Here is a 19,087-nt window from a genome sequence, read left to right as displayed (position 1 = left end):
TGATATTAATAATAAATAAGGGGATTATATCCCCTTACAATTAGTCGTTTTTATGAATTTGTAATTTTGCTCTTGAATAAAGTCCCGTTCCAACAGGTATCATTCTACCTAAAACAACGTTTTCTTTTAAGTCTTCTAAATAATCTACTTTACCAGTTACACTAGCTTCAGTTAATACCTTAGTAGTTTCTTGGAACGAAGCAGCCGAGATAATACTATCACTGCTAACTGACGCACGAGTAACACCCGTTAAGCGTGGTTCTGCAATAGCTGGACTTCCACCAAATTTCATAACAGCTTCGTTTTCTTCAGCAAATCTACGCTTACTTACTACATCGCCTACTATAAACTTAGTATCTCCACTATCTATAATGGTTACTTGTCTTAACATTTGTGAAATAATAATTTCTATATGTTTATCACTAATTGCAACGCCTTGTCCGCTATAAACTTGCTGAATTTCGCTAATTAAATAATGGTGTAATGCTTTCTCGCCTAATATTCTTAAAATATCATTACTTGTAATTGTTCCATCAGTTAAACGCTCACCTGCATGAACCATCTCACCATCTCTTACTTGGATTTGGCTATGGCGGTCAATTGTATGCTCAACTAAATTGCCATCAGCACCTTCTATAGTAATAACTTGACGCATACGGCTAGCTTGACCTAGTCTTACAATTCCATCAATCTCAGCTAATGTAGCAGGGTTTTTAACCTTTCTTACTTCAAATAATTCAGTAACTCTTGGAAGACCACCCGTAATATCCTTAGACTTAGTTGCTGCCTTTGGAGTTTTAGCTAGAATTTGAGCTACTTTTACCTTTTCATTATTATTTACATAAATAACGGTTTTTGATTCTAGTTGATATCTGATTGTGCTTCCATCATCTTTTGTAATCACAATAGCAGGTTTCATACTAGCAGGTAAATATTCATTAACTACTAAAGAGCTATTTCCTGTTAATTCATCAGTTTGCTCTTCAACACTAAAGCCTGGTTCAATATCTACAAAGCTTACAACACCATCACTCTCAGCTATTATAGGGTTATTATATGGGTCCCATTGAGCTATTATATGGCTTTCATTACTTGCATCTGTAACTATTAAATCATTAGCGTTTTTAATTATTTCATTACTTCCAAATTCTATTTTAGATTTTCTTGGAACATAATGGCGAATAGCTTCTCTATCATTTCCATCTGAAATAATTACAAATAAACCTTTTTCATTAACTATATGACCTTTTTTAAGCTCAATTTTTTCTAAACCATCGCTTTTTTGAATGTAATAGTTTAATTTACCAACCGCATTTGCTCTAATATCTTGAGCTACTGGTGCTCCATCTTCTATTAATAATTCTGATGCGTAAGGAATACGTCTTGGAATGTTATAGTCTTCTTTAATAACTTCAACTATACTTTCATTTTCAACAACTTTATCACCTTCTTTATAAGGTAAATAAAGCTTTCCTAATAAGTTTCCGCTAACACCAGCTAATTCGTTGATTTTTGCAACATCGTGTTTTCTTAAAATATATTTTTGCTCTTTTTTACCTGATTTTACAACTATAGTTATATCATCGTGCGCATTAATATATGAAATACTTCCATCAAATGGAGCTTTAATCTTAGGCTCAACTAAAAGGATATTTGCATTTCTACGATTTGCGATAATTTGTTTGCCTTCATTATTTTTATAAGTTTGAACATTATAAAATCTTATGAAACCTTCTTTTTTAACTTCTACTTGTCTATCTTGCATATCAGTTGTAGCAGTTCCCCCGCTGTGGAAAGTTCTAAGTGTTAGCTGAGTTCCTGGCTCACCGATTGATTGAGCTGAAATAATACCAACAGCTTCACCAGTTTTAACTAACTTACTTTCAGCAAGGCTAATTCCGTAGCACTTAGCACAAATTCCTTTTTTAGCTTTACAAGTAATTGGAGTTCTAATTGTAACTGATTTGATATTGCTTTGAACAATACTTTTTGCTTTTACTTCATCAATTAATGTGCCTTCATTAAATAATACTTCATTGCTAATTGGATCAATAACATCATCAGCTAAAACCCTACCTATAATTCTATCGTGTAAGTTTTCAACTACAACACCATCAGCAGTAATTTCACTAACTTCTATACCTTCGTGAGTTCCACAATCATTCATAGTAATTTTCACATTTTGAGCAACATCAATTAGCTTTCTTGTTAAGTGTCCTGCACTTGCAGTCTTTAACGCAGTATCGGCAAGACCTTTTCTAGCTCCGTGAGTTGAGATAAAGTATTCAAGAACATTTAGCCCTTCTCTAAAGTTTGAAGTAATTGGTGTTTCAATAATAGAACCATCAGGTTTAGCCATAAGACCACGCATAGCTGCTAACTGAGAAATTTGAGCCGTTGAACCCCTAGCACCTGAATCAGCCATCATATAAATTGAGTTAAATCCTGCTTTATCGTTTTTCATTAAATTAATCATATTTTTTGATAATTCATTATTAGTATTTTTCCAAATATCAATAATTTTATTGTAACGCTCACTAGCAGTGATTAGACCTTGGTTAAATGAGTTTTGGATTTCTCTTACTTTTGCTTTTGCATTTTCTATATTATCACTCTTTTCATCAGGAACAATAATATCAGCAATAGAAATTGAAATACCAGCTTTTGTAGCGTATTCAAAACCTAAATTCTTAAGATTATCAAGGAAACTTGCACTAATTTCTAAGCCACCATTTTTATAAACATAATCAACTAATGCTCCGATATCCTTTTTCTTTAAAACCTTATTCCATAACTCTTCAGGAACAAAATCAGGTAAAATTGATTTGATAATTAAACGACCCGCGGTAGTTTTAATACTCTTACCATTTACAACTGATTTAATTGTAGCATGAATATCAAGTGAGCCTGTTTGCATAGCCATTAATACTTCATCAACACCAGTGCAAATCTTATTAGCACCTTTTGCATCTGTTTTTTCAAGCGATAGATAATAAATACCTAAAACCATATCTTGTGATGGAACTGTTATAGCTTTACCACTTGCAGGTAATAAAATATTCATTGAGCTTAGCATTAATATCTTACATTCTGCTATTGCTTCTTGGCTAAGTGGAACATGCACAGCCATTTGGTCGCCGTCAAAGTCAGCGTTAAATGCAGCACAAACTAAAGGGTGTAACTGAATAGCTTTACCTTCAACTAGCACCGGATGGAAAGCTTGAATTGAAAGCTTGTGTAGAGTTGGTGCACGGTTTAGCATTACAGGATGATCTTTTACTACTTCTTCTAAACATTCCCATACTTCGTTAGTCTTTTCGCCTATCATCTTATGAGCTTGTTTAACCGTAGTTGCATAACCTTTTTCTTCAAGTTTAGCTAATAAATGTGGTTTAAATAATTCTAAAGCCATTTGTTTAGGTAAGCCACATTGATCCATTCTAAGTTTTGGACCAACAACAATTACGCTACGACCTGAAAAGTCAACACGCTTTCCAAGTAGGTTTTGTCTAAAGCGTCCTTGCTTACCTTTGATGATTTCAGTAAGTGATTTTAGAGTTCTTTTATTTGCACCTTTAGCTGCTCCTGTTTGTTTTCTAGCGTTATCAAACAATGAATCAACAGCTTCTTGAAGCATTCTTTTTTCGTTTCTAATAATAATTTCAGGTGCATCAAGTTCAATTAATCTTTTTAAACGAGAGTTTCTGTTAATTACACGGCGATATAAATCATTCACATCAGAAACAGCAAATTTTCCACCATCTAAAGACACTAATGGGCGTAAATCAGGTGGTAAAACAGGTAAGCAAGTAATCATCATCCATTCAGGGCGATTTCCTTCTCCACTTTGAGAACTTGCTAAAAAGCTTTCTACAATTTTTAATTTTTTAATAATTGCAGGTTTTTTTGATTTTGGAGCTAGTTCGCAAGCTTCTTTTAATTCTCTTACCATATCTACTAAATCAAGTTCAGCTAATAAATCATGAATTACTTCTCCACCCATTCTAGCTTTAAAGCCAGTATCTTCATATCTTTCATTTAAAGCTTGGAATTGTTCTTCGCTGATTACGCTATATTTTGTAACTTTTTTATTATCATCATAAGTTGCAGTATGCGCATCTCCAACAGCTTCTACAATATATGCTTCATAGTATAAAACACGGCTTAAATCTTTTGTAGAAATATCTAAAAGTGTTGAAATTCTTGCAGGTATTGCATTTGAATACCAAGTATGAGCCACTGGAGTAACTAATTCAATATGACCCATTCTAGTGCGACGAACTTTACTTGTAGTTACTTCAACTCCACATTTTTCACATTTAACGCCTTTAAAACGCATTTTTTTATATTTTCCGCAAAGGCACTCATAATCTCTAATTGGCCCAAAAATCTTAGCACAAAATAAGCCATCTCTTTCAGGCTTAAGTGTGCGATAGTTTATAGTTTCTGGTTTTTTTACTTCACCAAATGACCATGAACGAATAGCCTCAGGGCTAGCTATTTTAAACCCTATGGCATCAAATTGACTTGGTTTTTCTTCTTCGTTAAGTTGGATTTTTTTATATTTCTTATTCATCATCATTATCCTCTTTATAAATCTCAACATCTAAAGCTAAAGATTTTAGCTCGTTTGTAAGAACAAAAAATGTCTCAGGAATTCCTGCTGAAGTTACATTTTCTCCTTTTGCAAGTGCTTTATACGCTGCAAATCTTCCATCAATATCATCAGATTTAATAGTTAGCATTTCTCTTAAGGTATGTGCTGCACCATAAGCTTCTAATGCCCAAACTTCCATCTCTCCAAATCTTTGACCTCCGAATAATGCTTTACCACCAACAGGTTGTTGTGTAACAAGGCTATATGGACCTGTACTTCTTGCGTGAACTTTCTCATCTACTAAGTGGTGAAGTTTAAGCATATACATAACGCCCACATTTACACGCTCTTTCATCTTTTCGCCTGTGCGACCATCGTATAGCTCACTTTTGCCATCCATATCTATTCTAGCCATTTCAAATAGCTTTTTAAATTCTTCTGCAGTTACACCTTCAAATACAGGAGCTCCAAATTTAACGCCCTTACTCCAATCTCTTGCGTGGCGAATAAACTCATCATCACTCATATCTTTAAGATAAACTTTAGCATCCATTAATCTTGAAATATCGCAAATATCAATCATTTTTTGGCGTAATTCTTTAATAAAATCAGCTCTTTTTGCATCAAATATTTCTTGAATTTGTTCTCCTAGTCTAAGTCCTACTAAACCTAAATGGCTTTCTAGAATTTGACCTATATTCATACGGCTTGGAACACCTAGTGGATTTAAAACAATATCAACAGGTCTTCCATCAGGTAAATAAGGCATATCAACTTCAGGAACTATGCAAGAAACTATACCTTTATTTCCGTGACGACCTGCCATTTTATCCCCAACTTTTAACTTACGCTTAGTTGCTATATAAACTTTTACAAGTTTTACTATACCATTTTGTAAAATATCATCTTTTTCTAATATTTCTAATTTTTCATCATGCTCTTGTTTTAAAGCTTTTTTCTCATTTTGGAAATGATTTTTTAAATTCTCATAATAAGCTTGCACATCTTTAGGATAAGCTTTAATAATACTTCCAATAGCAAAACGATTTAAATTAGATAAATCATCTTCTTTTACGATTTCACCTTTTTTATAAGATGTTCCGCCTATAGTTTCAGCTTTTTCTAAAGGAGTTTCTTTTAATAATTTAGCAATCTTTAGATTTTCTTCTCTATCCATCATTAATAATCTATCATGATAGTCTTTTTCTAATACTAAGCGTTCAGCATCTTGAGCTGCTTTTGCACGAGCATCTTTTTCATGACCTTTTTTTGTAAATACTTTTACATCAATTACAACGCCTTCAACACTAGCACCTGCGTATAAAGATTTATTAACTACATGACCTGCTTTTTCTCCGAAAATCGCTCTTAATAATCTCTCTTCAGGAGTTGGTTTTACTTCACCTTTAGGAGAAACTTTACCTACTAAAATCATACCAGGTTTTACATGTGTTCCGATTCTTACAATACCGCTCTCATCTAAATGTGCTATATCTTCATCTTTTACATTCGGAATATCACGAGTAATTTCTTCAACGCCATCTTTTAATTCACGAGCTTCTATTTCTTTTTCATAAACATGAACACTAGTAAATGCGTCTTCACGAATCATTTTTTCGCTCATTACAATAGCATCTTCGTAGTTGTAACCATTCCAAGGCATAAATGCAATTAAAGCATTTTTACCAATAGCAAGCTCTCCTTGATCCATAGAAGGGCCATCTGCAATTACTTGTCCTACTTTTACTATATCGCCTTTTCTTACAATTGGTTTTTGAGAAAATGTTGTATTTTGGTTTGTTCTTAAGTTTTTTTCTAGTTTGTAATGGTCTATATATAAACCATTATCATCTTCGCCTAATATAAATATATTATTACTATCAACTTTTTCTACTTTACCTGAACGCTTAGCTTTGATTGCTTCCCACGCATCTCTTGCTACTACTCTTTCCATACCTGTTCCAACTATTGGAGCAGTAGCAGTAAGCAATGGAACTGCTTGACGCTGCATGTTTGAACCCATTAGTGCACGGTTTGCATCATTGTGTTCTAGGAAAGGAATTAACGAAGCTGCAAGCCCAACGATAGCTCCTGAAGTAAGGTCAATAAGTCCTACATCTTCGCGTTTTGCTAGTATCGTTTCTCCATCTATTCTAGCTTCAATTAAATCATCAACAATATTTCCATTTTCATCTACTTTAGTAGAAGCTGGTGCAATACAAATTCCTTCTTCTTGAGTAGCTGTTAAATACACGATTTCATCGCTTATTTTACCATCTACAACTTTTCTATAAGGAGCTTCAACAAAACCTAAATCATTAACTTTTGCATAAGTTGAAAGCGAGTTAATAAGACCGATATTTTGACCTTCTGGAGTTTCAACAGGACAAATTCTTCCATAATGAGTTGTGTGAACATCACGAGCTTCAAAACTTGCTCTTTCTTTTACTAAACCACCCTCACCTAAAGCCGATAATCTTCTTTTATGTGTAACTTCACTAAGTGGATTTGTTTGATCCATAAATTGTGATAATTGACCGCCCGTAAAGAAATCAAGTAGTGTAGAAGTAATCATTTTTGAATTCACTAAATCACTTGGCATTAATTCTTCAATAGGAGTAGTAATTGAGCTTAATTTATCTTTAATACCTTTTTGAATTTTTGCAAAACCTATGTGTAATTCATTAGTTAATAACTCACCAATAGCTCTAATTCTTCTATTTCCTAAATGGTCTCTATCATCTAAATATCCACGACCTGATTTAATTCTGTAAAGATATTGAATAGTTTTTACTATATCTTCTCTAGTTAAAACGGTTACATATTCAGGAACATCAAGTCCTAATTTGTGGTTCATTTTCATACGACCAACTCTTGTTATATCGTATCTTTCAGGGTTAAATAACATATCTAAAATATAAGTTTTTGCTGCTTCTAAAACAACAGGATCACCTGGTCTTAATACTCTAAATATTTTAGCTATTGCAAATTCTTCTTCATTTTCATAATTTTCTGAACGCTTAAATGATTTAAACATATCTAAATCATTTTGAAGAGTTTTTAACATTGAATCATCAATTCCTGAACCAACATCATTAGCTATTTTAAAATCACTACCATTATGAACTAAAGCAATTAGCTTATCTTCATCAAGCATTGTAAGAGTATCAAATAATAATTCCCCAGTATTTTTATCATATACAGGCTCTGCTAATTGACGATTAGCTAAAATATCAACAGGGTATTCTATTAATTTTAAACCTGATTCTTCAAGCTCTTTAATTTTTCTTTTAGTTAATTTCTTACCTGCTTCATGAACAACTTCACCTTTTTCATTAATCAAATCAAATTCAACTCTATCGCCTATAGCATTAATATCAAATTTTGTATAGAATTTATGTTTTTTTAGTGTTATTGTTTGAATTGGATAAAATAATTGAATAATATCTTCTTTGCTATATCCTAATACTCTTAGTAAAAGTGTTGCTTGGAATTTTCTTCTTTTATTAATTCTTGCATATAAAATATTTTTTGAATCAAATTCAAAATAAATCCAAGCTCCTCTATCAGGTATAATTTGGCTAGAATAAAGTAATTTATTACCTTCTTCGCTTTCTTTAAAAATAACACCTGGACTTCTATGAAGCTGATTTACAACTACTCTTTCAACCCCATTGATAACGAAAGAAACTCTATCTGTCATTAAAGGTATATCACGAATAGTAATATCTTGTTCTTTTATATCTTTAATTCCAATTTTTTCACCAGTTTTTTCATCTCTATCATATAACGTCAAGCGAATTTTTGCACGCAAGTTAGCTGCATACGTAAGACCTCTTTCCATACACTCTCTTACTGTGTATTTAGGCTTTACAAATTCACAAGATACGTAATCTAAACTTAATCTATTTTGAGAATCACTAACAGGAAAAAAAGATTTAAAAACTTTTTCTATACCACTTTCCCTGTCTTCATTACCAATATTTAAAAAATAATCAAAGCTTTTTTGCTGTAATTGTAATAGATTTGGAATCTCAATTTGCTGTGGAACGTTTGAAAAATCCACCCTTAATCTGTTTCCTGAATGTAAGCTATTTAACATATATGTACCTCTTGGTAAGTTTTGAAAGAATAGTTTTGTTGTAAAAACAACACAATACAAAAATAGCCCTAAAAATAGGGCTAAATAAATTATTTAAGTTCAACCTTAGCGCCAGCTTCTTCAAGTTGTTTTTTAGCTTCTTCAGCATCTGCTTTGCTAACACCTTCTTTTAATGTTGATGGAGTACCTTCAACAGCATCTTTAGCTTCTTTTAAGCCTAATCCTGTTAATGCACGTACTACTTTAATAACATTAATTTTGTTAGCACCTGAATCTACTAACACAACGTTAAATTCTGTTTTTTCTTCTTCAGCAGCAGCTGCAGCACCACCTACAGCACCAGCAACCATTACAGGAGCTGCACTAACACCAAATTTTTCTTCAAATTCTTTAACTAATTCAGATAGTTCTAAAACACTTAGATTTGAGATATATTCTAATACATCTTGTTTTGTAATTGCCATTTTTTATCCTTTATAAAATTATTCTTGTTCTTTTTTTTCTTTAAGTGCATTTAAACCGATTGTGAAATTTTGAATCGGCGCATTCCAAACTTGCAATAACATAGCAAGTAACTCTTCACGAGATGGCATTTTAGATAATGCAGTAATTTTATTAGCATCTGCAACTTCACCATCTATGTGACCAAACTTAACTTCAAACGCATTATTTTTTTCAGCAAATTTAGCTGCTACTTTTGTAACTGCTAACGCATCTTCTCCCCAAAGATAAATATTTGTATCTTTAAGTGTTAAACCATTTTTGCCTGATTTTTCTAAAGCAATACTAGCTAAAGTATTTTTAATAACTTCTACTTTAACATTAGCAACTCTTGCAGAATCACGTAATACTTCTAATTGCTTAGTAATAATACCTTTATAATTACAAACAACAACAGCATTGTTTGTTGTAAATTCATCAGAAAGTCTAGCTATTAGTTCTTCTTTTTGGTTTCTTGTCATCGTTTCTCCTTTCCGATTTATGATTTAAGCAGAGAGACAAAAGTCAATTAAGTAATAAACCTCGGCTGTCACAAATCAAATTTTTATTTAAATTCTTTACGCAAAAAAACTAAAATAAAAATTTGAAAAAGAATAGCTATATTTTTAACATAAAAAGTTTAAAAAATAGCTATTCATAGAAAAAATTATTTTAAATCTAATAATTCTTGAGTTTCAAGTTTTAAACCTGGACTCATTGTTAAAGATAGAGTTGCACTCTTAATATATCTACCTTTTGCAGTTGCAGGTTTGTGTTTATTAATTGCTTTTACAAAAGCACTAACGTTATTTAATAATTTTTCTTCAGAAAAACTAACTTTACCTAAACCAGCATGAATATTTCCTTGTTTATCTACACGGAAATTAACTTGTCCTGATTTAGCATTTTTAACAGCTTGAGCTACATCCATAGTAACTGTTCCTGTTTTAGGATTTGGCATTAAACCTTTAGGTCCTAAAATACGGCCAACTTTACCAACTAGCCCCATTAAATTTGGAGTTGCTATTAATACATCAAAATTAATATTACCTTTTTGAATTTCTTCTACTAAATCATCATCACCAACAATATCAGCTCCTGCTGCTTTTGCTTCATCAGCTTTAATATCTTTTGCAATTACAGCTACACGAACCTTTTTGCCAGTTCCTTCTGGTAATACTACTGAACCTCTTACCATTTGATCAGCATGTCTTGGATCAACATTTAATTTCATTGCTATTTCAACAGTTTCATCAAATTTAGCTGATGATAAAGTTTTAATAACTTTAATACCATCATTTAGTGAATATTCTTTTGTTAAATCAACTTTTTTTAATAATTCTTGAATTCTTTTTGCTTTTTTTGCCATATTTTTCTCCGCATTTTTTAAAGTGCTTCCGCCTTAACCCGGCGGTTAGGTTCTTATTAATCTACTACTTCAACACCCATTGATCTAGCAGAACCTGCAATAATCTTAGCAGCTTGCTCACGATCTTTTGTGTTTAAGTCAGCAATTTTTCTATCAACAATTTCAAGTATTTGAGCTTTAGTTAGCTTACCTACTTTATTTTTTAAAGGATTATCAGTTCCTTTTGAAATACCTGCAGCTTTTTTAATTAAATCTGTAGCAGGTGGTTGTTTTGTTATAAATGTAAAACTTTTATCAGCATATACTGTTATAACTACTGGAATATTATATCCCGCCATATCTTTTGTACGCTCATTGAAAGCCTTACAAAATTCCATAATATTAACACCTTGTTGTCCTAAAGCAGGTCCTACTGGTGGTGATGGATTTGCCTTTGTTGCAGCTATTTGTAATTTAATTTCCCCAACAACTTTTTTAGCCATAATGACTCCTTAATTTATTAAATAATTTTTTCTACTTGTGAATATAGTATTTCAACTGGCGTACTTCTTCCAAAAATTGAAACATTAAGTTTTAAAGTACCCCTAACCATATCGTATTCTTCTACAATACCTGTAAAATTCGCAAACGAGCCTTCAGTAATCCTAACACTTTCTCCATTTTCAAAGAAAATTTTAGGTCTTGGAGCTTTTTTATTATTAGCTTTTTCTAAAATCAAATTAACATCCTTCTCACTTAAAGGAGTAGGTTTTTTAGATTCTCCAATAAATCTTCCAACTTTAGGCAATTTTTGAATTTTATGCCATAACTCTATATCTAAATCAATGTTTGCAAAAACATAGCTAGAATATAAACATTTTGCTGTAATTTTCTGTTTTCCATTCTTACCTGTTTCAATAACATCTTCTGTAGGAACTAAAACTTCTTTTAATCTATCAGAAATTCCATTTTCATAACATAATTTCTCAATAGCTCTTTTTACAGCCATTTCGCTACCTGCGTAAGTCTGAATTGCATACCATTTAAAATTCATCTCGCGCCCTTATAAAATACTCTTTAATGAAAAAGACATAATAAAATCAACAAAAGCTAAAAATAAAGAAATAACGGTAACTACAACAACTACCGTAATAAAAGCATTTTTTACTTGTCCTTTAGTTGGAAAAAATACTTTTGCTAACTCAGCTTTTGATAACTTAAAATAATTTATTAATTTTTCCATTTTAAAACCTTTAATTGGCAGGGCAAGAGGGATTCGAACCCCCAACCATCGGATTTGGAATCCGGCGCTCTACCGTTGGAGCTATTGCCCTAAAATTAGCTTTTTAACTTAACTTCTTTATGAACTGTATGTTTTCTTAATCTTGGGCAATACTTTTTAAGTTCTAACTTTTCAGTAGTATTCTTTGAATTTTTAAACGTACTATAATTAATATCGCCTGTTTCTTCGCATTTTAAACCAATTTTAATTCTCATAACATTTCCTTTTAGTTTTTAGAGTAGGTATAAAACCTACTCATTTAAATTACTTAATAATTTTTGATACAACACCTGAACCAACTGTTCTACCACCTTCACGGATAGCAAAACGAGTACCTTCTTCAAGTGCAACTGGTTGAATTAATGATACAGTAATTCTTACGTTATCACCAGGCATAACCATTTCTGTGCCTTCTGCTAACTGAATAGAACCTGTAACGTCAGTTGTTCTTACATAGAACTGTGGTCTATAGTTATTAAAGAATGGAGTATGTCTACCACCTTCTTCTTTAGTTAAGATATAAACTTCAGCTTCAAAGTCTGTATGTGGAGTAATAGTTTTTGGTTTAGCAAGAACCATACCACGAATAACATCTTCTTTTTTTGTTCCGCGTAGTAATACACCTACGTTATCACCAGCTTCACCTTGCTCCATTTCTTTTCTAAACATTTCAACACCAGTAACTGTTGTTGTTTGAGTATCTCTAATACCAACGATTTCGATAGTATCTCCAACTTTAACGATACCTTTTTCAATACGTCCTGTTACAACTGTACCACGACCTGAAATTGAGAATACGTCTTCAATTGGCATTAAGAAATCTTTGTCAGTATCACGAACTGGAGTTGGGATATAGCTATCTACTTGAGCCATTAGCTCTAAAATTTTAGCTGACCATTCGCCATCTTTACCAGCTTTTGCTTCTTCTAAAGCTTGTAAAGCTGAACCAGATACGATTGGAGTGTCATCGCCTGGGAAATCATATGAACTTAATAATTCTCTAATTTCCATTTCAACTAGCTCTAATAATTCAGCATCATCAACCATATCAGCTTTGTTCATAAATACTACGATATATGGAACACCAACTTGGCGTGATAATAGAATGTGCTCTCTAGTTTGTGGCATTGGGCCGTCTGCTGCTGAAACAACAAGAATAGCGCCATCCATTTGTGCAGCACCTGTAATCATGTTTTTAACATAGTCTGCGTGGCCTGGGCAGTCTACGTGAGCGTAGTGACGATTTTCAGTCTCATACTCAATATGAGAAGTAGCAATTGTAATACCTCTTTCTTTTTCTTCTGGAGCATTATCAATATTATCATAATCTTTAAGCTCTGCAAGACCTTTTCTTGATAAAACAGCTGAAATAGCAGCAGTTAAAGTAGTTTTACCGTGGTCAACGTGACCAATTGTTCCGATATTCACGTGTGGTTTATTACGTGAGAATTTTTCCTTTGCCATAATACTTCCTCCGTATTAATAAAATTAATTACTAGTCTAAAATTATTACCTTTTTGAATAAATGGAGCTCATAGTGGGACTTGAACCCACGACCTCTCCCTTACCAAGGGAGTGCTCTACCTCTGAGCCATACGAGCGCTCAGAAAAATTATAACTTTAGACAACAAATACACTAAAACTTAAACTATTTTTGGAAAAACTTGTGAAGCGATAAAAATTACAGCTCCCAGTTCTTGCAAAAAAGTTGGAGCGGGAAACGAGACTCGAACTCGCGACCCTCAGCTTGGAAGGCTGATGCTCTAGCCAACTGAGCTATTCCCGCATCTATAATGGTGGTGAGTCGTGGATTCGAACCACGGAAGGCAAAGCCAGCAGATTTACAGTCTGCCCTCGTTGGCCACTTGAGTAACTCACCTTTATTTATAAAAATAAAGCCTTTTTTGTTCTGGTCAAACACTGCTAAAAATAAAATGGAGCTGGTTAAGGGACTTGAACCCCCGACCTGCTGCTTACAAGGCAGCTGCTCTACCAACTGAGCTAAACCAGCATAAATCAAAAATGAAAGACGGCATTATATGTAAAAATTTTTCATTTGTCAAGAGTAAGTTATAATTTTTTTAAAAAAAGGAGCAATATGAAAATTTTGTTTTCACCAAGTGAAGAAAAAATAAATAGCTTAAATGCTTGTAATATAGATGAATTAAAGATATTTTTTACTAATTTAAATTTAGACAATCTCTCAATAAAATCTCAATTTAGAAAATCATATATAAAGGAATATATAAATCATTTTGATAATTTAGAATTAATTTTTGGTGTTAAAAATACTCAAAATATATTAAATAATTTCTCTAATAAACTATATAAAGCAATAATTTTATACCAAGGAGTTAGTTATAAAGAATTAGATTACAATAGCTTAAATAATGAAGAAAAAACATATATTGATGGTAATGTAATTATATTTTCCAACCTTTTTGGACCTATTCTTGCAAATGATGAGATACCATTTTATAAACTCAAACAAGGGGTGAAATTAAACAAAATCAACCAAGCTAAAGAATATTTAAAAGATACAACAAATAATCTAAATGAAATAATAAAAGAATTTGCAATTGACCTTAGAGCTGATATTTATAAAGACTATTATAAAATTCAAATTCCGCACGCAACTTTTATTTTTATGAAAAATAATAAGCAATTATCTCATAGTTCAAAAGTCTATCGTGGCAGGGTTCTAAGGCTATTAGCACAAAATAATATTACTAATATTAAAGAATTATCTAATATGATTTATACCAATTTTTCTGTAATAAATATAGAAAATATAGAAAATAAAACAATATTTTATATTGATATAAAGGATTAAAATGGGAAGCTTGTATTTACTAGTTATACTAATCGTATTTTTACTGATAGCATTTTTAATTACACAATATTTCAACGCAAGAATAAATCTATTAAAACAAAAAATATCAGTAATTGATGATAAATTAAACGAAGCAATGAAGCTAATAGAAAGAAATAGATTATTAATAGAAGATAATAAAGAAAATATATTAGCTCAAAAAAAAGCTAGAAAGGACGAAGAATGAATTATTTGCACTTATTAAAAACTCGTTTTGCTTGTAAAGAATTTAATAACGAAAAAGTTTCTCAAGCAAAAATTAATACTATTTTAGAAGCTGGAGTTTTAAGCCCTAGCTCATTAGGGCTTGAGCCTTGGACTTTTTATGTTTTACAAAATCCTGAAAACATTGAAAAATTAAAACAATTTTGTAATTCTAAAAGACAATTTGAAACTTGTGCTTTTGCTGTAATTGTAGCTGCAAAAAATAATTTTAACCCAAAGGGTAGCGTAGTTCAAAATGCGCTTAAAAGAAGAGAAGATTTTGATAAAGTTTATGAATTATATTCGCCTTATCTAAAGCGTTTAGAAACTAGAAACGCTCACGAATATGGAGCTTTACAATGCTATATAGCAGCGACAAATATGGTAAATTGCGCTCATACTTTAGGCGTTGATTCTTGCATTATCGGAGGATACGACGAAGCACCGATTAATGAAGAATTTTTACCAAAAGATGAGTTTTGCGCTTTGGTTTTAACTTTTGGTTATAGAGCAAACGGACAACCAAAACATAAAAAAATGAGATTTTCATTTAACGAAAAAGTAAAATTTATATAAGCATTCTATCTTCAAAATAAATTACATTTTATACACTAGCCTTTTTAGGCTAGTAAATCCAAAATTATTTTTTATTATTTGGATTTAATTGAGCACCACGATTTCCATGAACTTTTGCGTGAGCTGGGTTTTGACCTGAAGTGCCTTTATTAGCATTAGCTTGATTTGCTTTATGGTTTGCATTAGCGTTATTCATAATATCTCCTTTCATAAAATAATTTATTATACCCCCCCCCCATTCTTAATTTTTACTTAAAAAAATATAAATTTAAAATTCATATATTTAAAACTTGTTATATATTTAAGCATAAATTAAGAATGGGGGGGGGTATTATCTCGTTTTTATTTTATTTTAAAAGGATTAAAAATGAATGCGACGATTTTATTCTCTCAAATTCAAGACAAGTTACCTAAGAAAATAGGTGGATTTAAAAAATCTCTTACAGCAAATCAAAATTACTCAAAACCAATTATGAGTAATGAAGAATTATTAAAAAAACTAGAAAGTTTAAGTGAGACCGAGCTTAACGAAGTTGCTACAATACTTGAAAAAGACGAGCTTGATAGTCCTAGTGTATGTTTTTGGTTGCACAATTTCGTATTAGGATCTTTCGGTGTTTCAAGATTTAAGGTAGGGCATTTTAAAATAGGTATTATAAAATTATTAATTCTTATAATTTATCAAATAAGTTATATTGCAACGCTTTTAATTAGATTTGATCCACAAATTACTTTTATATTTTATTTATTAGTTTGTGCATTTTGGTTTATAGATTTATTTAGCATAGGTGTATTTTTAAGAAATAAAAACCTAGAAAAGGTTAATAATATCATAGACTTAGTAAAGGCAAGAAATGCAAATTAAGATACTTTGTATTTTTAATGAAAGAACATTCTCTCATTTTTAAATTTCAATAAAGGAATACCAATGAATAATCAATTGCAATATGAACTTTTAAGCTGCATCAATAGTTATCCTAAAGATACTTTAGCAGTCACTTGTGACAATATAAGCGATTTTAATTTAAATAGTAATTTGCAAGATATTACTATTAATAGTAATGTTAAAATTATAAAACTAATACCTAAAAATTCGCAATATAATTATGAATTATTCAATAATGAATCAGGGTTAGAATTAGCAAGTATTATTGATAAGAATATTAAACTAAATAATGACAATATTGCTACTACGCAAATGCCAAATATAACACCTACTAATAATTACAACAATGATTATAAAACTACTCAAGAAGTGCCTAATTATAATCATAATGAACCTAAAAATTCAATAGTATTTGAATATTTACCTGAATTTATATTTGGATGTTTAGTAGCAGCATTAATAACAACATTAGTAACTGTAATTTGTAAATTATTTCATAAAACTAATATTACAGTATATAGAGATTATTGTGATGCTATGTGCAGTTTATTAAATTACATAATAATATTTATTTTAATGTTATTAGCATTATTACATTTGGATAATAAAATAGGAATCTTTCCTATAATATCTTGTTTATTTGCATTAATGCTAAGTCTATTTTACAACCTATTATGTTCAATTAGAACCAATAATGGTATATTTCGAATTGCAGTATCATTTATTACTAAAATAATATTAGGTATAGTTACCTTATTCTATATACATTCATTCTTTTGTAAACCTAGAAGGTCTGATGATGAAACTACTTATGAATACCATAAAAGATGTAGGGATTATAGTAAAGATAGTCTTATAAAATCAACAATCTTGCTAACTATTATGTACAACATTATTGAATATAGAGTATTTATTTATGATCCTAATAATATGGTTGAAGAAGAAGAGTATGATGAAGAATACTATGAAGAAGAAGAGTATGATGAATACGAAGAAGTTGATAATAAAAAATATTTAAAATAAGGATGAATAAATGAATAATTTAAACAACGAAGTTAAAAAGCCTTTTATTGATAGTAAAAACTATCCTTTCAAACTAATTTATAAAGATAAATATTTTGAAGTAGTAGTCGGTGAAGCACAGACAAATAAGGGTGAATTATCAATAGGCATAAGGACAAATCATTTTCCTAAAGATAATTTTCACAATGATTGTTATTTTATTTTCCCATCGCATTTTGGCGTTGAATTTTTAAAATTATTTATATTAGACAATAACCCAAATAATGAAAATATCTCTCAAGCTATTGCAAAAATATTTGAAGATAATAGGAGTAACAATGAAAAAAATAATAATTAGTTTATTTTTAAGCACATATTTAAGTGCTTTTAATTTTTCTTTTTTTGATAATACACCAAAATGCAATGATGAAGTAGCGCTTGAAGCCTTAGAAGAGCTTATAAGAGAAAATGCTCCTGAAGTAATATTTAAATATGGCGTTATTAAAGCATTTCAAGATGAAGTAGAAAATACGATAATTAAAGTGCGAGAGTTTAAAGATTATGATTATTCATATAATGGTAATTTTGCTGAAAGCTACACAGTAAATGCTTATAAACCCGTAATTGATTTATTGAATCAAATAATAAAATATGTAAGCACTAATGTTAAGATGGATTTTTCTAGCTTTGTAACACTAAAAAACGAAGATGATAGAGCAAGATATTGTAATGCTAATTTGAAATTTGTTTATCCAACTATGCCAAATGAATTAAGCAGTAAAATAACAGATGGTAAGATAAAAGGCATAGTTGTGAATGGTGGAGAAAACGAAACTACAATAAAATATAAAACTTATTACACAGATGATAAAGAGCAAGTTTATGTAGAGCTAATTGGTTATTAAAATATTTTTACTCAAACCTTTAAAGGCTTGAGTAAATTTTAAAATTTATAGCTTAATGCAAGTCCTATGCTACCGCCTTTGCTAATATCATTAACATAACCAAATCTTACTCCTGCATAAATATTATTCGCAAATGTATAGCCTAAAGATATATCAAATTCTGCATTCAAATCTTTTTCTTTTATAGTGTCAAAATAATATTTAAGATACACACCGCCACTCATTGTAAAATTATTCTCAAATTGCTTTCTAGCAGCAACACCAGTCTTTAAAAACATTGAATTTGCACTAACATTAATATCATTTGTATCAATATTATAAAACTTAGTTTCAAAACTTCTACTAGCATAACCTAGACCGCCTAACAACGATAAAGACATATCATTACCAACTAAAATTCCATAACCACCAAGTGCTGAAAAACTATTAAAGCTATCTTTGATTTTACCTTTAACATTATATGAATTTACAAAATCACTATTAATTTCAGCATGAGTAAATCTAATATCATATACAAAATGATTTTCTTCATTTGTGTAAAATCTATTTGCATACAAATCAGCTCTACCAACAAAATTATCTTCTAAACTAACTCCATTTTCTTCAACCAAACTAGTTCCATAAATATCCAAACCAACAAAATTGCTTGCAAAAGCATTTACACAAATTAACGAAAAAACTAATTTTTTCATAATATCTCCTAAAATAATTTTAAAAATATAATAATACCCCCCCCCACTCTTAATAAAAGCTTAAAAATAAAATTATTAAAACCAATTTTTAAGGAATTTAATTCTTTATTATTTTATAATCACAAAAATTTTTTAAGCAAA

The 19,087-nt window shown here is 30.7% G+C and carries 19 protein-coding genes and 5 tRNA genes; 7 read left to right on the top strand and 17 right to left on the bottom strand.

The annotated features are described in order from the left end of the window. Nucleotides 1-40: 40 nt before the first annotated feature. The 15 genes from rpoC to AVBRAN9331_RS06975 all read right to left on the bottom strand — a co-directional run bounded on the left by rpoC (nt 41) and on the right by AVBRAN9331_RS06975 (nt 13,820). Nucleotides 41-4,579, bottom strand: a complete 4,539-nt coding sequence (rpoC, locus tag AVBRAN9331_RS07045; RefSeq protein WP_442862233.1) for a DNA-directed RNA polymerase subunit beta' — start codon at nt 4,577-4,579, stop codon at nt 41-43. Then, complete coding sequence (rpoB, locus tag AVBRAN9331_RS07040; protein ID WP_214119982.1) at nt 4,569-8,699, bottom strand: DNA-directed RNA polymerase subunit beta; 4,131 nt, start codon at nt 8,697-8,699, stop codon at nt 4,569-4,571. Before rpoB ends, rpoC begins: the two co-directional genes overlap by 11 nt. Before the next feature lie 89 nt (nt 8,700-8,788). Then, nucleotides 8,789-9,163, bottom strand: a complete 375-nt coding sequence (gene rplL / locus AVBRAN9331_RS07035; protein ID WP_214118192.1) for a 50S ribosomal protein L7/L12 — start codon at nt 9,161-9,163, stop codon at nt 8,789-8,791. A gap of 18 nt (nt 9,164-9,181) precedes the next feature. Continuing rightward, the gene (rplJ, locus tag AVBRAN9331_RS07030) at nt 9,182-9,661 is read right to left on the bottom strand and encodes a 50S ribosomal protein L10 (RefSeq protein ID WP_214118194.1); all 480 of its coding nucleotides are present in this window, start codon (nt 9,659-9,661) and stop codon (nt 9,182-9,184) included. Between the two features lie 185 nt (nt 9,662-9,846). Beyond that, a complete protein-coding gene (rplA, locus tag AVBRAN9331_RS07025) occupies nt 9,847-10,548 on the bottom strand; it encodes a 50S ribosomal protein L1 (protein WP_214118196.1) in 702 nt (233 codons plus the stop codon). 56 nt (nt 10,549-10,604) lie between these two features. Then, the gene (gene rplK, locus AVBRAN9331_RS07020; protein WP_214118198.1) at nt 10,605-11,030 is read right to left on the bottom strand and encodes a 50S ribosomal protein L11; all 426 of its coding nucleotides are present in this window, start codon (nt 11,028-11,030) and stop codon (nt 10,605-10,607) included. 17 nt (nt 11,031-11,047) lie between these two features. Next, nucleotides 11,048-11,581, bottom strand: a complete 534-nt coding sequence (gene nusG / locus AVBRAN9331_RS07015) for a transcription termination/antitermination protein NusG (RefSeq protein WP_214118200.1) — start codon at nt 11,579-11,581, stop codon at nt 11,048-11,050. Between the two features lie 9 nt (nt 11,582-11,590). Then, nucleotides 11,591-11,770 carry a preprotein translocase subunit SecE gene (gene secE, locus AVBRAN9331_RS07010; protein WP_214118201.1) on the bottom strand — a complete coding sequence of 60 codons (180 nt, stop codon included), beginning with the start codon at nt 11,768-11,770 and terminating at the stop codon, nt 11,591-11,593. 15 nt (nt 11,771-11,785) lie between these two features. Further along, nucleotides 11,786-11,861 (bottom strand) — tRNA-Trp (locus tag AVBRAN9331_RS07005). A gap of 4 nt (nt 11,862-11,865) precedes the next feature. Beyond that, nucleotides 11,866-12,024: a 50S ribosomal protein L33 gene (gene rpmG / locus AVBRAN9331_RS07000; protein WP_214118203.1), complete on the bottom strand. Its 159-nt coding sequence runs from the start codon at nt 12,022-12,024 to the stop codon at nt 11,866-11,868. Between the two features lie 49 nt (nt 12,025-12,073). Next, nucleotides 12,074-13,273 carry an elongation factor Tu gene (tuf, locus tag AVBRAN9331_RS06995; RefSeq protein ID WP_214118205.1) on the bottom strand — a complete coding sequence of 400 codons (1,200 nt, stop codon included), beginning with the start codon at nt 13,271-13,273 and terminating at the stop codon, nt 12,074-12,076. Nucleotides 13,274-13,335: 62 nt separating this feature from the next. After that, nucleotides 13,336-13,410, bottom strand: a tRNA-Thr gene (locus AVBRAN9331_RS06990). A gap of 108 nt (nt 13,411-13,518) precedes the next feature. Then, nucleotides 13,519-13,595 (bottom strand) — tRNA-Gly (locus AVBRAN9331_RS06985). Nucleotides 13,596-13,603: 8 nt separating this feature from the next. Continuing rightward, nucleotides 13,604-13,688, bottom strand: a tRNA-Tyr gene (locus tag AVBRAN9331_RS06980). Nucleotides 13,689-13,744: 56 nt separating this feature from the next. Beyond that, nucleotides 13,745-13,820 (bottom strand) — tRNA-Thr (locus AVBRAN9331_RS06975). 87 nt (nt 13,821-13,907) lie between these two features. Here AVBRAN9331_RS06975 and yaaA point away from each other — a divergent pair. From yaaA to AVBRAN9331_RS06960, 3 genes are read left to right on the top strand one after another with little or no spacing between them, the layout of a single operon-like run. Then, on the top strand, nt 13,908-14,642 hold the full coding sequence (gene yaaA, locus AVBRAN9331_RS06970) for a peroxide stress protein YaaA (protein ID WP_336608944.1): 735 nt from the start codon (nt 13,908-13,910) through the stop codon (nt 14,640-14,642). 1 nt (nt 14,643) lies between these two features. Continuing rightward, complete coding sequence (locus tag AVBRAN9331_RS06965) at nt 14,644-14,868, top strand: hypothetical protein (protein WP_214118209.1); 225 nt, start codon at nt 14,644-14,646, stop codon at nt 14,866-14,868. Next, nucleotides 14,865-15,461 carry an NAD(P)H-dependent oxidoreductase gene (locus AVBRAN9331_RS06960; protein ID WP_336612693.1) on the top strand — a complete coding sequence of 199 codons (597 nt, stop codon included), beginning with the start codon at nt 14,865-14,867 and terminating at the stop codon, nt 15,459-15,461. The genes AVBRAN9331_RS06965 and AVBRAN9331_RS06960 overlap by 4 nt, the downstream gene beginning before the upstream one ends. Nucleotides 15,462-15,525: 64 nt before the next feature. On the opposite strand, the gene AVBRAN9331_RS06955 is transcribed toward AVBRAN9331_RS06960, so the two are convergent. Next, nucleotides 15,526-15,657 (bottom strand): alpha-amylase, encoded by a 132-nt coding sequence (locus AVBRAN9331_RS06955; RefSeq protein WP_214118213.1) that lies wholly within the window; start codon nt 15,655-15,657, stop codon nt 15,526-15,528. 171 nt (nt 15,658-15,828) lie between these two features. Here AVBRAN9331_RS06955 and AVBRAN9331_RS06950 point away from each other — a divergent pair, with 171 nt between their 5' ends. The 4 genes from AVBRAN9331_RS06950 (at nt 15,829) to AVBRAN9331_RS06935 (ending at nt 18,254) form a co-directional block, all read left to right on the top strand. Then, nucleotides 15,829-16,326, top strand: a complete 498-nt coding sequence (locus tag AVBRAN9331_RS06950; RefSeq protein ID WP_336612692.1) for a hypothetical protein — start codon at nt 15,829-15,831, stop codon at nt 16,324-16,326. A 63-nt stretch (nt 16,327-16,389) separates the two neighbouring features. Next, on the top strand, nt 16,390-17,370 hold the full coding sequence (locus tag AVBRAN9331_RS06945; RefSeq protein WP_336612691.1) for a hypothetical protein: 981 nt from the start codon (nt 16,390-16,392) through the stop codon (nt 17,368-17,370). Between the two features lie 10 nt (nt 17,371-17,380). Continuing rightward, nucleotides 17,381-17,707, top strand: coding sequence for a hypothetical protein (locus AVBRAN9331_RS06940; RefSeq protein WP_336608949.1), 327 nt, complete (start codon nt 17,381-17,383; stop codon nt 17,705-17,707). Then, nucleotides 17,688-18,254, top strand: coding sequence for a hypothetical protein (locus AVBRAN9331_RS06935; RefSeq protein WP_336612690.1), 567 nt, complete (start codon nt 17,688-17,690; stop codon nt 18,252-18,254). Before AVBRAN9331_RS06940 ends, AVBRAN9331_RS06935 begins: the two co-directional genes overlap by 20 nt. 38 nt (nt 18,255-18,292) lie before the next feature. On the opposite strand, the gene AVBRAN9331_RS06930 is transcribed toward AVBRAN9331_RS06935, so the two are convergent. Beyond that, a complete protein-coding gene (locus tag AVBRAN9331_RS06930) occupies nt 18,293-18,946 on the bottom strand; it encodes a hypothetical protein (RefSeq protein WP_336609660.1) in 654 nt (217 codons plus the stop codon). Nucleotides 18,947-19,087 lie beyond the last annotated feature (141 nt).

It is taken from the genome of Campylobacter sp. RM9331 (assembly GCF_020137685.1).
Classification (GTDB): domain Bacteria; phylum Campylobacterota; class Campylobacteria; order Campylobacterales; family Campylobacteraceae; genus Campylobacter_E.
Note: the sequence above shows the minus strand (reverse complement) of the source record. Positions and strands in the feature narration are given on the sequence as shown.